At 45.9% G+C, this 17,879-nt stretch carries 17 protein-coding genes and 2 pseudogenes; 12 read left to right on the top strand and 7 right to left on the bottom strand.

The features are described 5' to 3' along the window. Positions 1 to 262 (top strand): reductive dehalogenase (locus tag NT178_17485; protein MCX5814315.1); only part of this gene is annotated, 262 nt, incomplete at its 5' end. Positions 263 to 1,386: 1,124 nt separating this feature from the next. Here NT178_17485 and NT178_17490 read toward each other — a convergent pair. Beyond that, positions 1,387 to 2,283, bottom strand: a complete 897-nt coding sequence (locus NT178_17490; GenBank protein MCX5814316.1) for a LysR family transcriptional regulator — start codon at positions 2,281 to 2,283, stop codon at positions 1,387 to 1,389. Between the two features lie 161 nt (positions 2,284 to 2,444). On the opposite strand from NT178_17490, the gene NT178_17495 reads away from it, so the two are divergent. From NT178_17495 to NT178_17525, 7 genes are all read left to right on the top strand, one after another. Further along, on the top strand, positions 2,445 to 3,128 hold the full coding sequence (locus NT178_17495) for a hypothetical protein (protein MCX5814317.1): 684 nt from the start codon (positions 2,445 to 2,447) through the stop codon (positions 3,126 to 3,128). Then, a complete protein-coding gene (locus NT178_17500) occupies positions 3,119 to 4,222 on the top strand; it encodes a PEP-utilizing enzyme (GenBank protein MCX5814318.1) in 1,104 nt (367 codons plus the stop codon). Before NT178_17495 ends, NT178_17500 begins: the two co-directional genes overlap by 10 nt. A 141-nt stretch (positions 4,223 to 4,363) precedes the next feature. Beyond that, on the top strand, positions 4,364 to 5,380 hold the full coding sequence (locus NT178_17505) for a PEP/pyruvate-binding domain-containing protein (GenBank protein MCX5814319.1): 1,017 nt from the start codon (positions 4,364 to 4,366) through the stop codon (positions 5,378 to 5,380). Between the two features lie 24 nt (positions 5,381 to 5,404). Then, positions 5,405 to 6,727: a Tm-1-like ATP-binding domain-containing protein gene (locus NT178_17510; GenBank protein ID MCX5814320.1), complete on the top strand. Its 1,323-nt coding sequence runs from the start codon at positions 5,405 to 5,407 to the stop codon at positions 6,725 to 6,727. A 4-nt stretch (positions 6,728 to 6,731) separates the two neighbouring features. Further along, complete coding sequence (locus NT178_17515; GenBank protein ID MCX5814321.1) at positions 6,732 to 7,907, top strand: reductive dehalogenase; 1,176 nt, start codon at positions 6,732 to 6,734, stop codon at positions 7,905 to 7,907. A gap of 223 nt (positions 7,908 to 8,130) precedes the next feature. Then, positions 8,131 to 9,384, top strand: coding sequence for a cation:proton antiporter (locus NT178_17520; protein MCX5814322.1), 1,254 nt, complete (start codon positions 8,131 to 8,133; stop codon positions 9,382 to 9,384). Positions 9,385 to 9,394: 10 nt separating this feature from the next. Continuing rightward, positions 9,395 to 10,570 (top strand): reductive dehalogenase, encoded by a 1,176-nt coding sequence (locus NT178_17525; GenBank protein ID MCX5814323.1) that lies wholly within the window; start codon positions 9,395 to 9,397, stop codon positions 10,568 to 10,570. A gap of 172 nt (positions 10,571 to 10,742) precedes the next feature. Here the strand turns inward: NT178_17525 and NT178_17530 are convergent. After that, positions 10,743 to 10,950, bottom strand: a pseudogene (locus NT178_17530) (DUF2905 domain-containing protein). Between the two features lie 206 nt (positions 10,951 to 11,156). Between NT178_17530 and NT178_17535 the strand changes: the two are divergent. Then, positions 11,157 to 11,531: pseudogene (locus NT178_17535) on the top strand (transposase). On the opposite strand, the gene NT178_17540 reads toward NT178_17535, so the two are convergent. After that, positions 11,516 to 12,262 carry a class I SAM-dependent methyltransferase gene (locus NT178_17540; protein MCX5814324.1) on the bottom strand — a complete coding sequence of 249 codons (747 nt, stop codon included), beginning with the start codon at positions 12,260 to 12,262 and terminating at the stop codon, positions 11,516 to 11,518. The pseudogene NT178_17535 and the gene NT178_17540 sit on opposite strands and share 16 nt — an antisense overlap. Positions 12,263 to 12,980: 718 nt before the next feature. Then, complete coding sequence (locus NT178_17545; GenBank protein ID MCX5814325.1) at positions 12,981 to 14,498, bottom strand: sigma-70 family RNA polymerase sigma factor; 1,518 nt, start codon at positions 14,496 to 14,498, stop codon at positions 12,981 to 12,983. Between the two features lie 791 nt (positions 14,499 to 15,289). Here NT178_17545 and NT178_17550 point away from each other — a divergent pair. The 3 genes from NT178_17550 (at position 15,290) to NT178_17560 (ending at position 16,716) form a co-directional block, all read left to right on the top strand. Next, the gene (locus NT178_17550; GenBank protein MCX5814326.1) at positions 15,290 to 15,553 is read left to right on the top strand and encodes a hypothetical protein; all 264 of its coding nucleotides are present in this window, start codon (positions 15,290 to 15,292) and stop codon (positions 15,551 to 15,553) included. 507 nt (positions 15,554 to 16,060) lie between these two features. Beyond that, entirely contained in the window at positions 16,061 to 16,261 is a 201-nt protein-coding gene (locus tag NT178_17555; protein ID MCX5814327.1) for a cold-shock protein, read from the top strand. 203 nt (positions 16,262 to 16,464) lie between these two features. Further along, positions 16,465 to 16,716 (top strand): DUF2934 domain-containing protein, encoded by a 252-nt coding sequence (locus NT178_17560; protein ID MCX5814328.1) that lies wholly within the window; start codon positions 16,465 to 16,467, stop codon positions 16,714 to 16,716. Positions 16,717 to 16,722: 6 nt separating this feature from the next. Here NT178_17560 and NT178_17565 read toward each other — a convergent pair whose 3' ends face one another. The 3 genes from NT178_17565 to NT178_17575 form a co-directional block, all read right to left on the bottom strand. Continuing rightward, complete coding sequence (locus NT178_17565) at positions 16,723 to 16,878, bottom strand: hypothetical protein (GenBank protein MCX5814329.1); 156 nt, start codon at positions 16,876 to 16,878, stop codon at positions 16,723 to 16,725. 123 nt (positions 16,879 to 17,001) lie between these two features. Then, the gene (locus tag NT178_17570) at positions 17,002 to 17,376 is read right to left on the bottom strand and encodes a TfoX/Sxy family protein (GenBank protein ID MCX5814330.1); all 375 of its coding nucleotides are present in this window, start codon (positions 17,374 to 17,376) and stop codon (positions 17,002 to 17,004) included. Between the two features lie 155 nt (positions 17,377 to 17,531). Beyond that, on the bottom strand, positions 17,532 to 17,879 hold a 348-nt coding region (locus tag NT178_17575), incomplete at its 5' end, for a flavin reductase (GenBank protein ID MCX5814331.1).

Raw genomic sequence — 17,879 nt, forward strand, 5'->3', positions numbered from 1 at the left:
AGAGGGGCCCACAATATCGAATAACAGCGGTATATACAAATGGTATATCGATCCTGAAAAATGCCTCGACTTTTGGGCACGCAACAATGGGAGTTGCGGAAACTGCGTCCGTGTCTGCTCCTACAATAAGCTGCCGGGTAAACTGCACGATATGGCAAGATTCCTGATTAAACACGCATCCTGGCTGAACCCTGTTCTTGTAGGGATGGACAAGCTGGTCGGCTACGGCAGTCGGGTCAAGACGGAAGATGCCTGGAAATAAAAGAGCCTATTGCCGGACTCAACTTCTTCGAAAGAAGTCTGACTATGATCTCTATCTATTGTATGCTTGCTAAATCTGTTGATATAAAAGGTGGAGACAATGTCACATTGAGATTAGGCGCTCCTGAAGACAGGATATTGTCCTGACGCCCCGGTAAAATAATCTCTACACCGGTACTAGGACTCGTGATCATTGCTCCACCTGTTTTTATAATTTCATTCTGCTGATATTTTGTCAAGTAAGTTTACCACTTCTATAAGCACAAAAGTGGCGAATTACTATTGCCCTTGAGAAACTGTATTCCTGTATAACCGGAAGAGTATGTTCTGAATCTTGCCGTTTATTATTTCCATGGATAATTCCTGTATGACCCTGATTCCCATAGATTATAACAGGTCCTTCTTAAGCAGAAGTATCGGAGAGGGCCTTATTGAATTCAGGACTGTTAAAATGGGTAATGAAATCATCATTAGGGGAATATTGTCAGGCAGATCCGGAAACTTTAACTAAATCCAATTTTTAGTGATGCACAGGAGGTCTTTTCTGAAATTCATTTTTATCGGCAAGATCTGATTCTGAAGAATAAATTCTCAAATTACGCCGATGCAATTTGAAAAAAATACACACTCATCCACAGATAAATACATCTGCATAATTTCCACGCTTAACCCCGCTTTCTGCCGCTATCCATCTCTATAAACACAATCTGTTCTGACATAACGGGGGAGTTATAAAAATCCCATACCCCCTGTTTTATAAACTGGGAAATGTGTGAAATGTACCGAAATTTTATAATGATATGATTTGGAAGCGTCTTATGCTTGACGGATAAATGATAACGATGGGGTGCGGATTCGTTTTAAAGTGAGAACATTCGCCGGATATATATTAAAGTTCTATACAGGAACCGACAGGAGAGGTGCGTAGTGAAAAAGGAGTAAGCTATAATAGTATGTTTGGATTATTTTTTAATAATAATTTACTTGACAGGAGGAGTATAGGATGTCCCCCGCCCCGTACCCCCTGTTGAAGCTTTATGAATGGATTTTTCCGGATTCGTAACATCCTCTACTTATGATAAAGCCGGCATTATGAGCGGGTATGATGAAGGCGTGTAAGATTCTTCAAAAGGTACTCCCAATCCTCTCCGCGAATCTGACAAAGGCCCAGGCGGCTGGGGACAGGTATTTCCGCTGTAAGTAGGCAATGCCGTATTCAATGATCGGCGGGCCTTCGATAATGGGAATTACCTTGAGCAAGCCCTTCTCAAGCTCATCCTTAAGGGCGGACTTTACCATGAAGCACGCTCCCTGATTTTCTATGGCCAAGCCCTTCATCAGCTCAGCATTCGCAGATTCCAACACAATATTGGGTGTGATATTGAACCTTCGCAGGTAGGCGAGCACCACCTCCCTGAGAGCCGATCCATACTGGGGTATGATGAGGGGAATAGCGGGAAGTTGCGCTACCGAGACCTCTTTCGCCGTTATGTTTGAGCTGTGAGGAGATGCAACGAGAAGGATATCCTCTTTCACCATGGGTATTACTTTCATTTTTCTGGAACGCCCCCCGCAGTGTATAACCCCCAGATCGTATGCCTGGTTCTGAATGCCCTTCATGACTTCCGGACTTGTCCCCTGACCCATCACAATCTTCACATCGGGATAGTCCTTCTTAAAAGCCGCTATCACCTTCGGCATAATATACTTGGCCGGTGTTTGCGGACAACCTATTTTTAGAATACCCAATGTGTCCATTGTCATCTTGCCGAGAAAGGCTTCCATTTCTTTGATCTCCTCAAATATTCGATTTGACCGGAGAAATACCGTCTTTCCGGCTTGAGTCAGTTGAATGGAGTTGCCTTCACGGTACATCAGACTTACGCCCAGAGTTAGCTCCAGTCGCCTGATCTGCATGGTAACGGCCGGAGTTGTCACCATCAACTCCCGGGCTGCCTCAGTGATGCTATTGAGTCGGGCAGCGGTTGCAAAAGCCCGTAGTTGATTGATATTGAGAATCATTGGCCACTCCAGGTGTTAACAATAAGTTAAACCTATTTAACTTTTATTATCTTGACTTGTCAAGATCAATTCTGGAGAATGTAGCGAAGGACGTGTAGGGGAAAAGGGTCAGAATCTTTGCTCAACCCACATAGCCGCATCAAAAAAAAGGAGGGGTAATCATGGCATCAAAAAGAAGCTTTGCAATCCCGGCAGAAATGGAGGACATTAAGGGGACTGATGGGTGGCGCGAGATGTACCCCGCCCACATGGTCTTCGCAAAGGACAATCCGGCGCAGGTAGAGTTTGATAGCTCCAGATTCTGGTACCTTGACAGCGTACACAATCCGTATCCACTCAGTCCGCTAGATTCCTACCGGCCCGATATGTGGCGCCTTGCACTCACACAATCCGCCAACAGAATCTACTTGGTTCCACCTGCGAGAGGGCTCAACCAGCGTATTCTGAATGGCTATCTCTATATCTGCCCGGAGCCCGTTTTAGACCCGGAAGAGATTGGGAGGCGCGTCCCGGAATTTGAGAAACGGGCTGGCTACTATTATCAACACTGGGATGAGATCGTCGAGCGTTGGGGCACGAAAGTAGATGATATTATTAAAGAGATGGAATCAATTCGGTTTTTGGATCTACCCGACGTAGAGCCTGAATCGACTGTAACCGGAGGTAGGGGTTACGGCGAAAGTTACCGCCTATTGAGGGACTACAGCCGGTTCTGGGATATTTACTACCTTCTGGCCCAGTATCATTTTGAGCTACTCAATCTTGCTTACGGTGCAGATGGGGATTTGATTCCAAACTCTTCAGGCCACCAGAGGAATTACAGAAGCTGGCAAAGATGGCCTTAGAGACGGGCTTGGCCGATGAGGTACTCTCATGCAACGAGTGGAACGAGGTGCCAGCACGGTTAGGAAAAACTGAAAACGGCAAGCGTTGGCTGGAAGCGTTCGAGAAGGCGCGCTACCCCTGGTTCGAAATGTCGTGCGGCCTCGGGTGGTACCATCACGAGCCCACTTGGAACCAGAATCTGAACGTTCCCTTGGTGAACATCAAACGCTACATTGAGATGTTAAAGCTGGGCAAATCAATCACCAGGCCGCGCGAGAAGGTAGTCGATGAGCGTAACCGGGTCATAGCAGAATACCGGTCGCTCATCAGCAGCGAGACAGATCTAAAGGCCTTCGACATGCTCTCCGGAATTGCTGCAAAAGCGGCGCCACATTCTGAGGACCATAATTGGTACTGGAGCAATTATGAGAATGCAATATTTTTCGGAAAAATGCGGGAGCTCGGCAGCGTCTTTGTGAGCCACAACATCATCAAGGAAGAAGACGACATTTTCTATATGCACCGGTTCGAAATCCCCCAGGTAATTTACGATCTGTGCATAAATTGGGCAGTGAGTGCGCCGCCGGTCAGTTCTTACTACTGGCCAGACAAGATAGCTCGCAGGAAGGAGATTGTGGAGAAGTTCAGGGCCTGGCAGGCGCCGCCGGCCCTGGGTCCAGCTCCGGACTTTGTGACCGAGCCCATCACGATTGCCATGTTTGGCATTACTACGGAAAGAATCAACGATTGGCTCAGCGCCAAAGAAGTCAAGGCGGGCGAGATTAAGCAATTGACCGGCTTCGCAGCATCGTCTGGGATTGCTGAAGGCCCTGCACACGTGTGCAAATCGATCGAAGAGATATCGCAACTCAAGGTTGGAGAGATACTGGTAGCATCAACCACATCACCTAACTGGGCCCCTGCCTTTCAAATTATCAACGGCTGCGTGACAGACATTGGGGGCACCTTTAGCCACGCAGCAATCGTGGCTCGCGAGTATGGCACGCCGTCGGTGCTGGGAACAGGATTCGCTACCCAGGCGATCAGGACAGGCGATAGGATTCGTGTGGATGGGAATAAGGGCGTGGTCACGATACTCGAACCCGAAAAATAAAGGTTGCCGGGCATGGCGGAACCCCCGGCTGTGCCCGGCAGCGGCATCATGAGCCAATAGAGGAGGAAGGAGAAAATGGTGGGCAAGCAAGACACATGGATTTACTGGCTTGATGAGGTGACCAAAGATCAGAGTGATCTTGTGGGTAGGAAGTGCGCGAATTTAGGTGATATGACGCGGGCAGGCTTTCGTGTTCCTCAGGGATTTGCCCTGAGTCTCGAGGCTTACAAGCGATTCCTTGAGACGAGCGGAGCGCAGGATCAGATTCACAAGTACCTTGCATCTTTTAAGGCAGATGCGCAGGATCTGTCCGACCTTTCCAAGTGGCAAGAGGCATCTGACGCGCTAAGGGCCATAGTCGAGTCTATGCCAATGCCTGCTGACATGGGACAGACAATCAGCTCATACTATAGGGATCTCTCGCGCAGATGTGTTACTGACCATTGCCCTGTAGCAACGCGCTCAGCGGGAGCCACGAGCCATCCAGGCCAGTATGAAACATTTCTTCACGTACGGGGTGAGGCGGAGGTTCTTCGCCACATCATCAGAGTCTGGGCAAGCACGTTCAATCAGCGTTCCCTGGTGGCCAGGGCCAGGGCCAATTTGCCTCTGGATGCCGATCCCATCGGTGTGGCCGTTCTTCAAATGGTCAACGCAAGAGCGGCCGGTGTGCTGTTCACCCTCAATCCCGCAAACGGAGATCGCTCAAAGATCGCCATCGGCGCCAACTGGGGGTTGGGCGAGAGCGTCGTCAGCGGTTCGGTTACGCCTGACGAGTGGATGGTCGACAAGGTAGTCCTGGAGATAAACAAGCGCACCGTTGTGCCCAAGCCCCAAATGTACGTGGTTGTCTCGGCAGGGGGTCGAGAAGAGGTGGCCATGTGCGAGGTTCCCCCGGACAGGCAGTGCATCCCGTGCCTGTCTGACGAAGAAATCATAGAGCTTGCCCGGATAAGCAAGGAAATCGAGCGACACTACGGCACACCGCAGGATATAGAATGGGCTGTGGATGCGGAACGTGTCTTCCCCGACAATATCTTCATTTTACAGGCGCGACCCGAGTCAGCTTGGAGAGATAGGCCGAAAGTATCGCTTTTGGCGGATAGTGATACCCCGGCCCGACAGGTATTAAGCTATCTGGTAAATATCAAGGCCTGATATGACAGAGTTGAGGGACAGGTGATGACAGGGAAACCACGGATTATTGTCGCAGGAATCCTCGATACCAAAGGCACAGAGATCAAGTTTATTGCTGATCGGGTACGGGCAGCGGGCGGGGAACCGATTATCCTGGAATTGAGCCTGAAAGAAGAAACGGGCTGGGCGGACGTGAGCCTTAGCGCGCTCCTTTCCAGAGCAGGTCGTGCTCCAGAGGAGTTGGTCTCCATGGTAAGGACAGAGGCCGCAGAGATCATTGTAGCATCGGCTTTAGAAGTAGTCGCCGAAATGATAGCACAGGATAGATTAGACGGCATGATTGCCTTTGGTGGCTCGACTGGCACGAGTATGGCTACGAGGATAATGCGTGTCCTCCCTATCGGTATGCCAAAACTAATGCTCTCAACGATGGCATCGGGAGACGTAAGTTCCTACGTCGGGACAAGGGACATTACCATGCTCTACCCAATTGCCGAGGTGGGGCTCAATGCCATTACCCGGCGGATACTCAACTACGCGGCGGCGGCAATTGTTGCCATGGCTTCCCCGCCTGTCCTTCCTTCAGAGGACATAAAACCCATTATCGGCTGTACGATGCTTGGGGCTACGACACTGTGCGTGCTTCATGCCTCTGGACACTTCAATGCCTCAGGTTACGATGTGATGATTAACCACGCCGTCGGCAGCGGGGGCAAGTCGATGGAGGAACTGATCACCGAGGGCTGTATCGTGGGGGTGTTGGACATAACTACCCATGAGATCGCTGATTTCCTCCTTGGAGGTGTCATGGGTGCGGGACCTGACCGCCTTACGGCAGCATGTGAGAAGGGCATCCCACAGGTTGTCTCCACGGGGGGTCTCGATATGATCGTTTTCGGGCCACCGGAGGCAGTGCCCGAGAGATTCCGTGCCGAAGCGGCCAAGCAGTTGCCGGGCCGCACTATCCGCATGCACAACCCGGATCTCACCATCGTAGGTACCACCCCCGAGGAGGCTTTCGTCATGGGGCAGTACATGGCAGAGAAATTGAATAGAGCCAAAGGACCTACGGTACTCACTGTTCCCATGCGAGGCTGGACTGCCTATGACATCGCAGCGCCCGACATGAATCTGGGCTGGCCAGGCCCTGGGCCCGGGCCGTTTTGGGTTGCAGACCCGCACAAACCCGAATGGTCTCTTCGTGCGAAGCGTTTTCTCGAAGGGCTGTATACCAAGGTCGACCTGACAAAACCCAATCTCTCCGTAATGGAGGTAGATAGGCACGTAAATGAACACGAATTTGCTGATTTGGTAGCCGGGCTCCTTTTCCGGATGCTGTCGGGCACATGGAAGAAAGAGAGTCAATAACAGGTTGAGAGGTGTAATGATGGCAAAAATTGTTTCAGAACCCACCTACAGGAGGTTCATTGTTGACAAGTTGGAGAGGTTTGACGAGGCGAATCACGTGTATTCCCGTGTGGACCGGGGGGAAGTGATCCCGCAGGAAATGATTCCACAGGGCGACTCTTCAAAGTCCGCCGTTCATCAATTGTTCAATTATGATGACAACAGGAAAAACAAGCACGGCTATTCCAGGACCGATTACGCCTTTAGATGGGCAGGGCGGACAATCGACTATGTAACCCGTCGCACTCAGTATGGACGCGAAAATCCCCCGAAATTACCCCCTGTGAAGATTGACAGCGTTGAGCGAATGACGGACCTCATCAAGAAGGCTGCCCTATGGTTCGGAGCAGATCTGGTAGGCGTAGCCCCCCTTGACCGCACGTGGGTCTTCTCGCGGCTGGGCGATCATAGCAGCCAGTTGGGTCTGGAAGGGAAGGCAGGCGACCCCATAGAATTGCCCGAATATTTCACTAGCGTCATTGTTGTGGCGCTGGAGATGAGTTACGACCACGTCCGGAGGTCACCGGCCATGGATGCCTCCGCAGACCTCGGTTATTCCCGGATGGGTTTTGTGGCTTCCAGCCTTGCCCGATTCATTCAGGAACTCGGTTATCACGCAATGCCTTCGGGCAACGACACGGCGATTTCGATACCCATGGCCGCTGACGCTGGACTGGGAGAACTTGGTCGTAACGGCATGCTTATTACGGAAAGATACGGCCCCCGGGTGAGGCTGTGCAAGGTATTTACCAATCTCCCCCTTGTCCACGACAAACCGATAGACCTTGGTGTCCAGGCTTACTGTGAGGTCTGCCAGAAGTGCGCGGAGCTTTGTCCGGGGCAAGCGATAAAGTATGACGAACGGACGGCAGAGCACAACAACATTTCCAACAACAACGGCATCCTCAAATGGCCTATCAATGCTGAGAAATGCATCCTTTTCTGGGCGAAGCAACGATGCCACTGCTCCACCTGCATCAGGGTCTGTCCGTACAACAAGCCTGATACACAGTTTCACAAGTTTGTCCGCTGGCATGTGAGCCATCTGCCTCAGTTCAACAGGCTTTACAAATGGATGGACGATGCGTTAGGATACGGGAAGCAGATCCTCGGAGATCCGAGGGATGAATTCTTCCCGTGAGAGGGAGGAACGAGGTAGTTGAGGGAAGGGCAACGAAAGTGATAGCTTGGCGTGCGGTCATACTCGGGAATAGGCAAGATGAGGTTTTTATGGAAATTGTAAAAGACCAGGGGTGCTTCACGCGGCACGAAGCCACTGTTTTTACGTTCAAACCGGTAAGGCCCCGCCTACACTCACGGAGTCGATACGTGAAGCCGAGAATTGCACGTATAACTGTGTCTCCATGGAAACTACGCTAACCGTAGGTTTAGCAGGTATCCTCATTTTCCTTGCCCATTTGTTTGCTTGGTTCTTTGAGCGCACCAAGATCCCTGACGTTCTTATGCTCATTTTCACGGGCTTTTGCATCCGTCTTCTACTTGACATGTTTGCTGTCAACTGCCCGGTGCATTTCGGGTCCGTTTTTGCTTCCGTTACCCTCGTGGTTATACTTTTTGAGGGCGGTCTGGGACTATCCTTAAATGCCCTGAAAGCGTCATTGCCACAGATCCTATCCCTCACCGCACTCAACTTTTTCGTAACGATGGGAGCCGTTGGATTTGCTGTTTTCTACCTCACAGGGTTAGAAAAAATGGTATCTTTCATGTTCGGCGCTATCGTGGGATCTACTGCACCGACAATCATTATCCCACTCGTCCGCCAGATCAAGATGCGTGATGTGCCTATGACCATCCTGTCCATAGAGTCTGCTGTGAGCAACGTAATTAGTTTCATTGTGGCTTTTGCTATGCTCGATGGTTACAAATCCGGCAACCTCCGTTTTGGCCTAATGATGGGCCACATAGCAGTATCGTTTATTGTCGCATCAGGCCTTGGATTTACAGTCAGTCTGATATGGTCATGGCTTCACAACAGGGTAGGAAATCTGCAGAACAGCCTGTTTATCACATTCGCTTTTGTGTTCACTATATTTGGCATCGCCGAGATATTATCCTTGAGCGGCTATATTGCAGCGCTGGCCTTTGGAATCAGCATAGGGAATGGAGGAGGGCTACTGGCACCGGCAGTGCTTCGGAGGCGTTACACCTTTTTGAAGACAATCAATGTCCATCCTGAAGAAAAAAGGTTCTTCTCTGAAATAGTTTTTCTCCTCAGAAGCTTTTTCTTCGTTTATGTGGGGTTCTCCGTCCAATTTACCGAGCTAAGGTCGGTCTATTTCGGTTTTCTTCTCACTATGTTAATATTCCTTTTGCGCATTCCCGTAACCCGACTTTCGATCAGCAAGGCTATTCATAAAAGGGATGTGTCTTTGATAGCTGTGATGAGTCCTAAGGGGATAGCCGTGGTGGCCATGGCTTCCCTTATATTTCAGGATGTAGGAGGCGATAGTTCTGTTTTGCAGAATATTGCTAATGGTGTGGTCATATGCAGTATTGCCATGACCTCAATTCTTGTCTTCTTTCTTACCAAAACTCCCCTGCTGAAGTTTTATGAATGGATTTTTTCCGGATTCGGAACATCCTCTAACTTACGATAAAGGAGGTTATATGAGCGGTTATCACAAACGGAACTGGGAAACCTTCCCCATGCACAAAATAAATCGAGTGGACCGTCCCACCACGATTATACATGATGATCAGGTGAGACGAACGGACGAACGTGAAAGCGGGTTCAACAAGGCGGCGCGAGGCGACTTCGGTGAGCGGCTCGCAAAGGAACGGTTTCGCTTTGGGGTGAAAAACCCTTTCTCGGCAGCGCTCGTCAACATGCAGTATTTTCTTGCCGGGATAGTCGATGGTCTGGTCGCGCAGCAAAAAGCCCCGCTTCCTGAAGACCCCGAAATCCTTTCGCGCCATATCAAAGAAGTTGCCTACTTCCTGCGTGCCGATGCCGTGGGCATCTGCAAGCTCCCTCCGTACGCGGTCTATACGAACCAGTTTCCTAACGGAGAGCCAATAGAACTGGATCACAAATTTGCCATTGCAGTTCTCGTAGACCAGGACTGGCGCACATCGGAAGCCTTTACCGGCAGCGACTGGATCAGCAATCCCATGAGCTTTGTTGCCTACTCGGCATCCGGTTTCATAGCATGCATAATTGCTGACTATATCCGTCGCCTTGGTTATCCCGCCCGTGCCCATCATGCACGGAACTACCAGGTAGTTGTTCCACCCATACTACTTTGGGCAGGGCTTGGAGAAATGTCGAGAATCGGAAACTGCGTAGTACATCCCTTCATGGGTCCGAGGTTCAAAGCAGCCGTTGTCACTACCGATCTTCCCCTTCATACCGACAAGCCGATAGACTTCGGTCTTCAGGATTTTTGCTCCAAGTGTAAAAAATGCGCCCGGGAATGCCCGTCCGGAGCACTTACCGACGGGGACAAGGTGATCGACAAGGGCTACGAATACTGGCCGAGCAACGTCGAGCGTTGCACGCGTATGCGCGTCGGCAACAAGCGAGGAGCGAGTTGCGGGACATGTATCAAGGTGTGCCCATGGAACAAACCATATACGCCTTTACATCGTGCCGTAGGTTGGGCTATGCGCCACTCCGGTATTGCTCGCAGCCTGGCAATAGAGTTTGACGATCTGCTCGGTTATGGTAAGGCAGGCTACAAGAACAAGTGGTGGTTTGATCTCGAGGAAATAGACGGGGCTATGATATTGCACCCGCCGAGCGAGAAGTCGCAGAAAGAGTACAAACAGGATGTTGACTACTAAATTGACCGGGACGCGCCCCTTAAGTAACGCCGTAAGGCGTGATCGAGGGGCGCAACAGTAATAATACGTTTCATTCCTTTCCAAATCTCCGCCTCTGTCGGTGGCTGCCACTATAAACTTTGCCGTCAGATTTTTTGACGTGTGCTTTTGAGCGATCTGTCAGGTGCAGCGCCTATCGCTTAAATAAGTTTATCAGCACAGTTAGAATAATGCTAATCACTACCATAGATGTAAATGGGAATAAATATTTTACTCCGCTCAGTCTCAATACATATATCGCCTGGCAATTTACCGAACCAATTCAAAAGCCAGGGAGCGAAGTGCAGTATTATCCCTATTACGACTAATATTAATCCTGCTGTTATTATCCAACGCCCCATTGTTCCCCTGTGCAAATCATAAATTATCTTTAGAAGTAACTGTTATTTATTTTTTGCATAATCTACTTGCACATAACGATAACATCAGTCAGGGCCAGCTTTTTCGGCGATTGGTTCCAATAGCTTGATACTATTCAAGGCCTCCTCAAGAAGTGATAAAATCGGTTTGAAGAGGAACCAAAATAACCACCACAGGAGGAAGCCTTATGAACTTTTACAAAGGTCAACACAAATTTTACTGCGGTATCGATCTTCATGCAAGAAAAATGTATCTCTGTATTCTTGATGAGAAAGGAGAGGTGAAGTTGCACCGGAACATGGATACTGACAGAGAAGCCTTTCTCAAAGCAATTGAACCCTATAGGGAAGATATTGTTGTTGCTGTAGAATGTATGTTCACCTGGTACTGGATAGCAGATTTATGTCAGAAAGAAGGTATAGCATTCGTATTAGGTCATGCCCTTTACATAAAAGCTATCCATGGAGGCAAGGCAAAGAACGACAAGATAGACTCACAGAAAATAGCCGTTCTCTTAAGAGGAGGGATGATCCCTCAATCCTATGTCTACCCCGAAAAGATGTTGGATGTTTTCCTTCCACCAAACAGAGCCAACTCAAAGAGTTTGAAAAAACAATCCACGTCCTGAAACCCTATTTCGCGAAGCCATTGGCACTGTGTTTCAACGGGGGCAAGAATATTCTCCTTTTTGCCGGGCCGCTGATAGTAGGCCTCTTCTATCTCCTGCTTTGTTTTACCCGGAGCCTTATCTCTGTTGAAGCGTAAAAGGTGGTCGACGAAGAAGCTGTCAAAAAGCGCACTCCCCGAAGGGGTCATTGAACTGACTTGTTCGAGGTTTAAGAAAACGCCGCCTTCACTCAGAAGTCCATAAATCTCGGCATATAACTTTCTCTTTCGGTCATCCGGTTGATGATGGACGGCAAAACCCGATACAATGACATCAAAAGCCTTTTCGACCTCAAAGCCTTTTGCCCAGGCTGGAGTTGCAAAATCTATCTTGATGATAGTAGTTCGGTGATTGTTGCCGATCTGTTTCCGTAACGCTTCCAGCATAGGCTCCGAGAAATCAGCAAAGATCACATGTACTGTCGGGTATGTATCAAGCAGCATACGACCGAGAATCCCATCTCCACACCCCAGGTCCAAAATCCTGGAGGGCAGGGGGCACCATATACTCAGAATCTTGCTGAGCACTTCCAACTGGAAGTTTGCTCCGGGGATAGCCCCCCTAATTTCCTCTAAAAAGGTCTGTGCTAGCTCCTTGGCTTGCCATTTGCTATGCTGCTCATTCATTCCCATTCCTCCTCCAACATTAATTCTACTATGTAATATTTACCCAAATGTTATTCTTATCAGTAATTTTTGTCAATCAAAATGCCATCAATTGATGACTTTATCTTTGGTAGATGATGAGCTAAGATGATATATTGCACGGCATTAATTCATAAAAACACTTGTTGAGAAGGAGAGATGGAGAATAAACAGGATATCAGGATTGGTGAATGCCGTTTGCTATAGTGTATTAATTGCACATTTCATCCGTATTTAATATGCTCCTTCGAATGGATATGATACAGATAGGTATTTGAATCAGGTGAACACATGCTGGACCTGCGGTGAGATGTAACTCCACGTAATGTTTTATGATCCAACCATGGTATTTTTTGAAAAGAATGTGTTGCGAACACCCTCTGGATAGCAGTTGTCACAAAGTTACAGCAGTTGAAACTAAGCCACCACCGGCTAAAGCCGACGGTGGCTTAGTTTTGTGAATATACTTCTCCGTGTGGTCGAAGTAAAGAAATGGTCTCAATTGGTTGGCAAGAAAGTGTTTGTTCTCTACGATAAGGACTCTATATGCCGAATCTGCAATGAAAAGGATAATAAACTGTTCTTAGACTTTTTAGATTTCTTCCATGTAGACTGCTAAAATAGAAGATTGCTGAGAAATATTATAAGGCTACATGAAGTCAGCGGTTATATCTCTCTCTATGTTAATCACTCAATGTTTTTACTCCTGAAAACTCTCCAGTCTCTTTCGCCTTGTCGGGTGTTGCAGTTTTCTCAGGGCCTTGACCTCAATCTGACGGATACGTTCACGGGTAAGACCAAAGACATTACCTACTTCTTCCAATGTAGAATCGCTGTATTCACCGATGCCAAGTCTCATCCTGACAACCTTTTCTTCTCTTGGAGTAAGGGTTGATAAAACCTTGTCAATCTCTTCCTTAAGAGAAGTTTCTACAAATTCTGTAAAAGGAGAAGAGGCATTCGGGTCTGCAATAAAATCACTGAGCCTGGATTCATCATCTCCAACAGGGGTTTCGATTGATACTGTCCCTTTGGTAGCTCTCATTGCCTTTCTGACCTTCTCCAGGGGAAGTCCGGCTTTCAATGAAATGTCTTTGGGATTTGGTTTTCTCCCCAGTTCCTGGAAGAGAGCTACGCTAACCTTGCTGATCTTATTTGCGGTTTCAAGTATATGGACCGGTACCCTGATGGTCCGTCCGTAATCTGCAATTGCCCTTGTCATGGCCTGCCTTATCCACCACGTTGAGTATGTAGAAAACTTATAGCCTCTATTGTAATCAAATTTATCAACAGCCTTCATAATGCCTATGTTCCCCTCCTGTATAAGGTCAAGGAAGGACAACCCACGATTAAGGTATTTCTTGCCAATATTAATGACAAGTCTCAGGTTTGCCTGAACAAGCCTATCTTTGACAATCTTCAGTTTATTGTCAATCTCGCTGAGTTCTATCAATTTCTGTTTTACGATCTTTGCCTCGACATTGTCCACGAACTTCATTTGCTGTACGATCCTCCTGATGATTTTTGAGAGAATCTTTTTGTTGAGTTTGAGATTGCACAGGATTTCTTCTGTCTTGCTCTCAATCAACTTCAGGTCTTTCTTGAGATCCTTCTTCCTGCCTGGTTTATTTGTTACCAGTATTTTTTTCTTTATTTCTTCCCTTTTATCATGAAGACTTTTTATGTCTTTAATATAGGATATGGTTTTCTCTCTATATTTAGCACCTTCTTTTTCTGTATAGTTTATTTCATCAATATTTTTTATAACATCTACTATGTTTATGGTCTCTTCCTTAAGTTGCTGACCTATTTGCAGAAGCTCATCCACTGCCTGTGGTAATTCAAACAAGATATGTTTTGCCTTTCTTTCACCTTCTTCTATCTCTTTTGCAATCCTGTATTCTTCATCAGGTGTGAGAAGTGATACACGTCCGATATCTTTTAAATAAGCCCATATTATGTTATCGGTTCTTTCTGGAGGTAAATTTTTAGTTTCTTCCGAGTCCGGGGTTTCCTCCTCTTCCGATTCAATCTTGTCTTGAATTGTTTCAACTATGTCGATATCAGATTCTGAAAGAAAATCGAATACGCCTTCAATATCTTCTGGAGAGACTATGTTATGAGGGAGGAGGTCATTGATTTCATCGGATGTGAGATAGCCCTTCTCCATTCCTATGTCCATCAGTTGCTTGATTTCAGCGGAATTCTTTATTGTCATTATCAACTCCAAAAAGTAAAAATACCCTTCTGCTGGAAAAGGGCATTCAAATTTATATTCTTAAATTTATGATATATTGCGCAGCACCTGTTTGTCTTGTGTCAAGGCTGTTTAGTGCCCCCGGATCCACCATCTAAAATCAAATCCGGAAAGGCCGAACACTCAATCCGGCAATAAGTGAATCTACTCTCCCATAATTAACTTTTTTTCACTGTATTATTGGTACAATATTTTATCTGAATTCTCAATTTCTATTTTTATATATATGAGAAAAGGAGAAAGGAAAATATGTGAAACGGTCAGTACGCCTTCCCTGAGATAGATTGTTAACGGCAAAATCTTAGAGAAATAATTTATCAAATCGCTACGATGCAATTTGATATTAATTTACTCTCTCTCATCCACAGGTAATTATATCTACATAATCTCCATGCTTAACCCCAGTTTCCTGCCGCTGTGTCAGCGGCGTTCTGAAACTGTATTAAATATGGCGGTTTGAAAGTGATAGATTAAACGTTTGAATCTTCTTCCCTGAAATTCAGTTCATAAAATATTATAATAATGGGATTCTTCGTACCGGCAGAAACGTTCTTTTTTCAAGACTCCCGGAAGTCTTGATCAGACATTTGTTCTGAAAATGACAGCTTTTGCCACTCTTAAGAAATAAAATTCTCACAATCCAGTTTTAAATGTCTTGTATCATCTATGCATATTTATATAAAGTAAGAATACCCATGGAAATCAGCATATCTTTAAAGAAAAACGGAAAAATGCATACAAGGCGGTAAACATTGATTCAAAAAGATATTGAGGATAAATTAAATAACAAAAAAGGACCTATTTCTATTGAAAGAGCTTTTGTGACTGTTGCAAAAAGGATTTTAAAAGAAGAGACATACGAGATGATCCTGGATGAGGCTAAATTTCTTGTTGATGAAGCTGAGGCCAATTATAAGGATAAGCTTATGGAAAGAACTATGGCAGGGAAACCAATTTGCCGCAAATCATCATCAGTCAAACAGAAAAAAGGGTACAATAAGAAAAAGAGGAAATAATTTGGTAGGTATTGGATCAAGGAAATTTGTGTACGGCGTTTATTGTAAAATCCGCTCAACCTCGAACACTCAATCCGGTTTTATCAGAACGGCTTGTCAGTAATCTCCTTTTCTGCCGCTGTCCATTTCTATCAACATACTCTGCTGACATAATAGGGAGGTGGCAAACATTCCATACACCCATATAATAAATTATGAAATGTACGTGAAGTACGAAAATCCCTTACTTTTCTGAATTCACATGTATTTTTATCCATATCACCTTGGATTTTACCCCTCCCCAGGTGATATGGAGTTTCCTTGAGATCTTTCTATTTCCTCTAAACACTGAAGAGTAGTCTTGTCTGAAGGTTGAAAAAACGGCAGAGCCATGAAAACCTACACCATTTCATCAAAGCCTGATGGTAAACGGGGAATAATCTTGCATTTCCAGAAAATATTATTCATACTTGTCCAGATATTGTAAATGGTTCCACAGAGAAACCTAATATATAAGGAGTATTAAAAATGCCAGAAGGAAAGGTTAAATGGTTTAATGATTCAAAGGGATTTGGTTTTATCGAGCAGGACGGCGGTACGGACGTATTTGTACATCATTCCGCGATCCAGGGAGCAGGATTCAAATCGTTGGCTGAGGGTGATCGTGTCAGCTTCGATATTGTCAAAGGACCTAAGGGCCCTTCTGCTGAGAATGTTTGCAAGCTGTAAAACTGATTATAGGAGGTTTAGGCACAGCTCTTGAGTCGACTTAAAAAAATAAGTTTGTTTATCCGAGAGAAACATGTTTGCTTAGTTGAGTGCATCTTGGCTTTATAGTGTAGGCAAACCCGATAACTGTAAGTTAATATTTCTCAGTTCCAAAATGATTCTACAATGGAATCCTCATTCTGCTATAATTAAAAGAGGTATATATGGATTATTATGATGAAATAGCAAAGGTTGCATACAATATTTTTGAAAGAGAGGGGGGAGTACACGGCAGACACTTTGATCACTGGATTGAAGCTGAGATTATTGTAACGACAAGATATAGAGAAAAGAATAACGACGGGCAGAACGCTACAAAAGTATCCAAACCGAAAAAAAGTACTGTGGCAAAGACGGCAACAAAAACGACAGCAAAAACCGCTGCCAAATCAATAACAAAAAAGACACCGAAATGATGTCTTTTAGGCAATACCAGTGTTGATCTTTGTCTTCGATACGGTTTGTCTGTAGATGTTGGAGCGTATAAAATACTTTACGTAATTACCATTTACAGATACGCCTGAGCCTTCTCCGCAATCAAATTTTGTTTTTCTGCCGCTCTTCATCTCTATCAACATATTCTACTAACCCCTGTTTTAGAATGTAAGAAATGTGATGACAATGGGATGCTTATTTATCGGCAGAATTTCAAAACTTCCGGAAGTCTTGATCGGGAACCTCTCCTCTTAAATATGATCCTATCATGTAATCCCATTCCCCGCTCCCGATGGATTACACTTAGTTGCTCCTCTTGTTTTGCTTCGTTTTTGTTTGGGAACAGGAAGTTCTTGTGCCGTTATCTTGATTAAACCACTGATCCATTCCCGATCTTCAAATGCATCTTCTATTAGAAAATACAACTTAGCCCCGGAATACGGTGCCGCTTCAACGATATTGGCTATATATGCTCTGCCACCTTCGGTTGGTTTTATAAAAAGCTGATTATCACAAACGAGCGCCACAACTTTACCGTCACAATATATTGCATACTCACCGAACATTTTCTTGTGAGAAATAAATCCAGAATTCCCCATCTGGTCTACGATAAATTCAATGAAACTTTTGTCAGATGCCATTTTGATCCCTTTCGTGGCAAGCTATTCCTGAGCTAACAATTAATATGCTGCAAGCGGCAATTTGCAAAATGTTAGTCTTTGCCATATAGGTTGTAAATTACAATATAGCATTTCTACTCTTTGCACCCCTTTGACTGAACTTTTGCCGGTATCAATTACTTCCTAATAAGTTTCTTTCCTGCACCCCATGCCCGGGCAATATGGTCTCCCATAGCAAAGTAACTACTTTCCGGCATGGACAGGATGAGAGGATTGATCTTTTTTATGTCAGGAATACCATTCGTCAGATACTGCTCATCACTATAGACCGCCACTATTTCTCCGATGAAGAATTCATTCGATGGAAGATCTATCGTCTGAACAAGCTTGCATTCAATATTGTAAGGACATTCTTTTATCATGGGAACTGTTTTTAAAGAACCATAAAAGGTCTCAAATTGTTTTGCCTTATCATATTTCTTCCCTGATACGATACCACAGTAGTCTGTTATATCCACCATACC

This window comes from Pseudomonadota bacterium (assembly GCA_026388255.1).
Taxonomy (GTDB): Bacteria; Desulfobacterota; Syntrophorhabdia; order Syntrophorhabdales; family Syntrophorhabdaceae; genus JAPLKB01.

Coding starts and splice junctions, on each gene's coding strand:
- NT178_17490 (MCX5814316.1), bottom strand. CDS start 2,283: ATGATTCTCAATATCAATCAACTACGGGCTTTTGCAACCGCTGCCCGA.
- NT178_17495 (MCX5814317.1), top strand. CDS start 2,445: ATGGCATCAAAAAGAAGCTTTGCAATCCCGGCAGAAATGGAGGACATT.
- NT178_17500 (MCX5814318.1), top strand. CDS start 3,119: ATGGCCTTAGAGACGGGCTTGGCCGATGAGGTACTCTCATGCAACGAG.
- NT178_17510 (MCX5814320.1), top strand. CDS start 5,405: ATGACAGGGAAACCACGGATTATTGTCGCAGGAATCCTCGATACCAAA.
- NT178_17520 (MCX5814322.1), top strand. CDS start 8,131: ATGGAAACTACGCTAACCGTAGGTTTAGCAGGTATCCTCATTTTCCTT.
- NT178_17525 (MCX5814323.1), top strand. CDS start 9,395: ATGAGCGGTTATCACAAACGGAACTGGGAAACCTTCCCCATGCACAAA.
- NT178_17540 (MCX5814324.1), bottom strand. CDS start 12,262: ATGAATGAGCAGCATAGCAAATGGCAAGCCAAGGAGCTAGCACAGACC.
- NT178_17545 (MCX5814325.1), bottom strand. CDS start 14,498: ATGACAATAAAGAATTCCGCTGAAATCAAGCAACTGATGGACATAGGA.
- NT178_17555 (MCX5814327.1), top strand. CDS start 16,061: ATGCCAGAAGGAAAGGTTAAATGGTTTAATGATTCAAAGGGATTTGGT.
- NT178_17560 (MCX5814328.1), top strand. CDS start 16,465: ATGGATTATTATGATGAAATAGCAAAGGTTGCATACAATATTTTTGAA.
- NT178_17565 (MCX5814329.1), bottom strand. CDS start 16,878: ATGTTGATAGAGATGAAGAGCGGCAGAAAAACAAAATTTGATTGCGGA.
- NT178_17570 (MCX5814330.1), bottom strand. CDS start 17,376: ATGGCATCTGACAAAAGTTTCATTGAATTTATCGTAGACCAGATGGGG.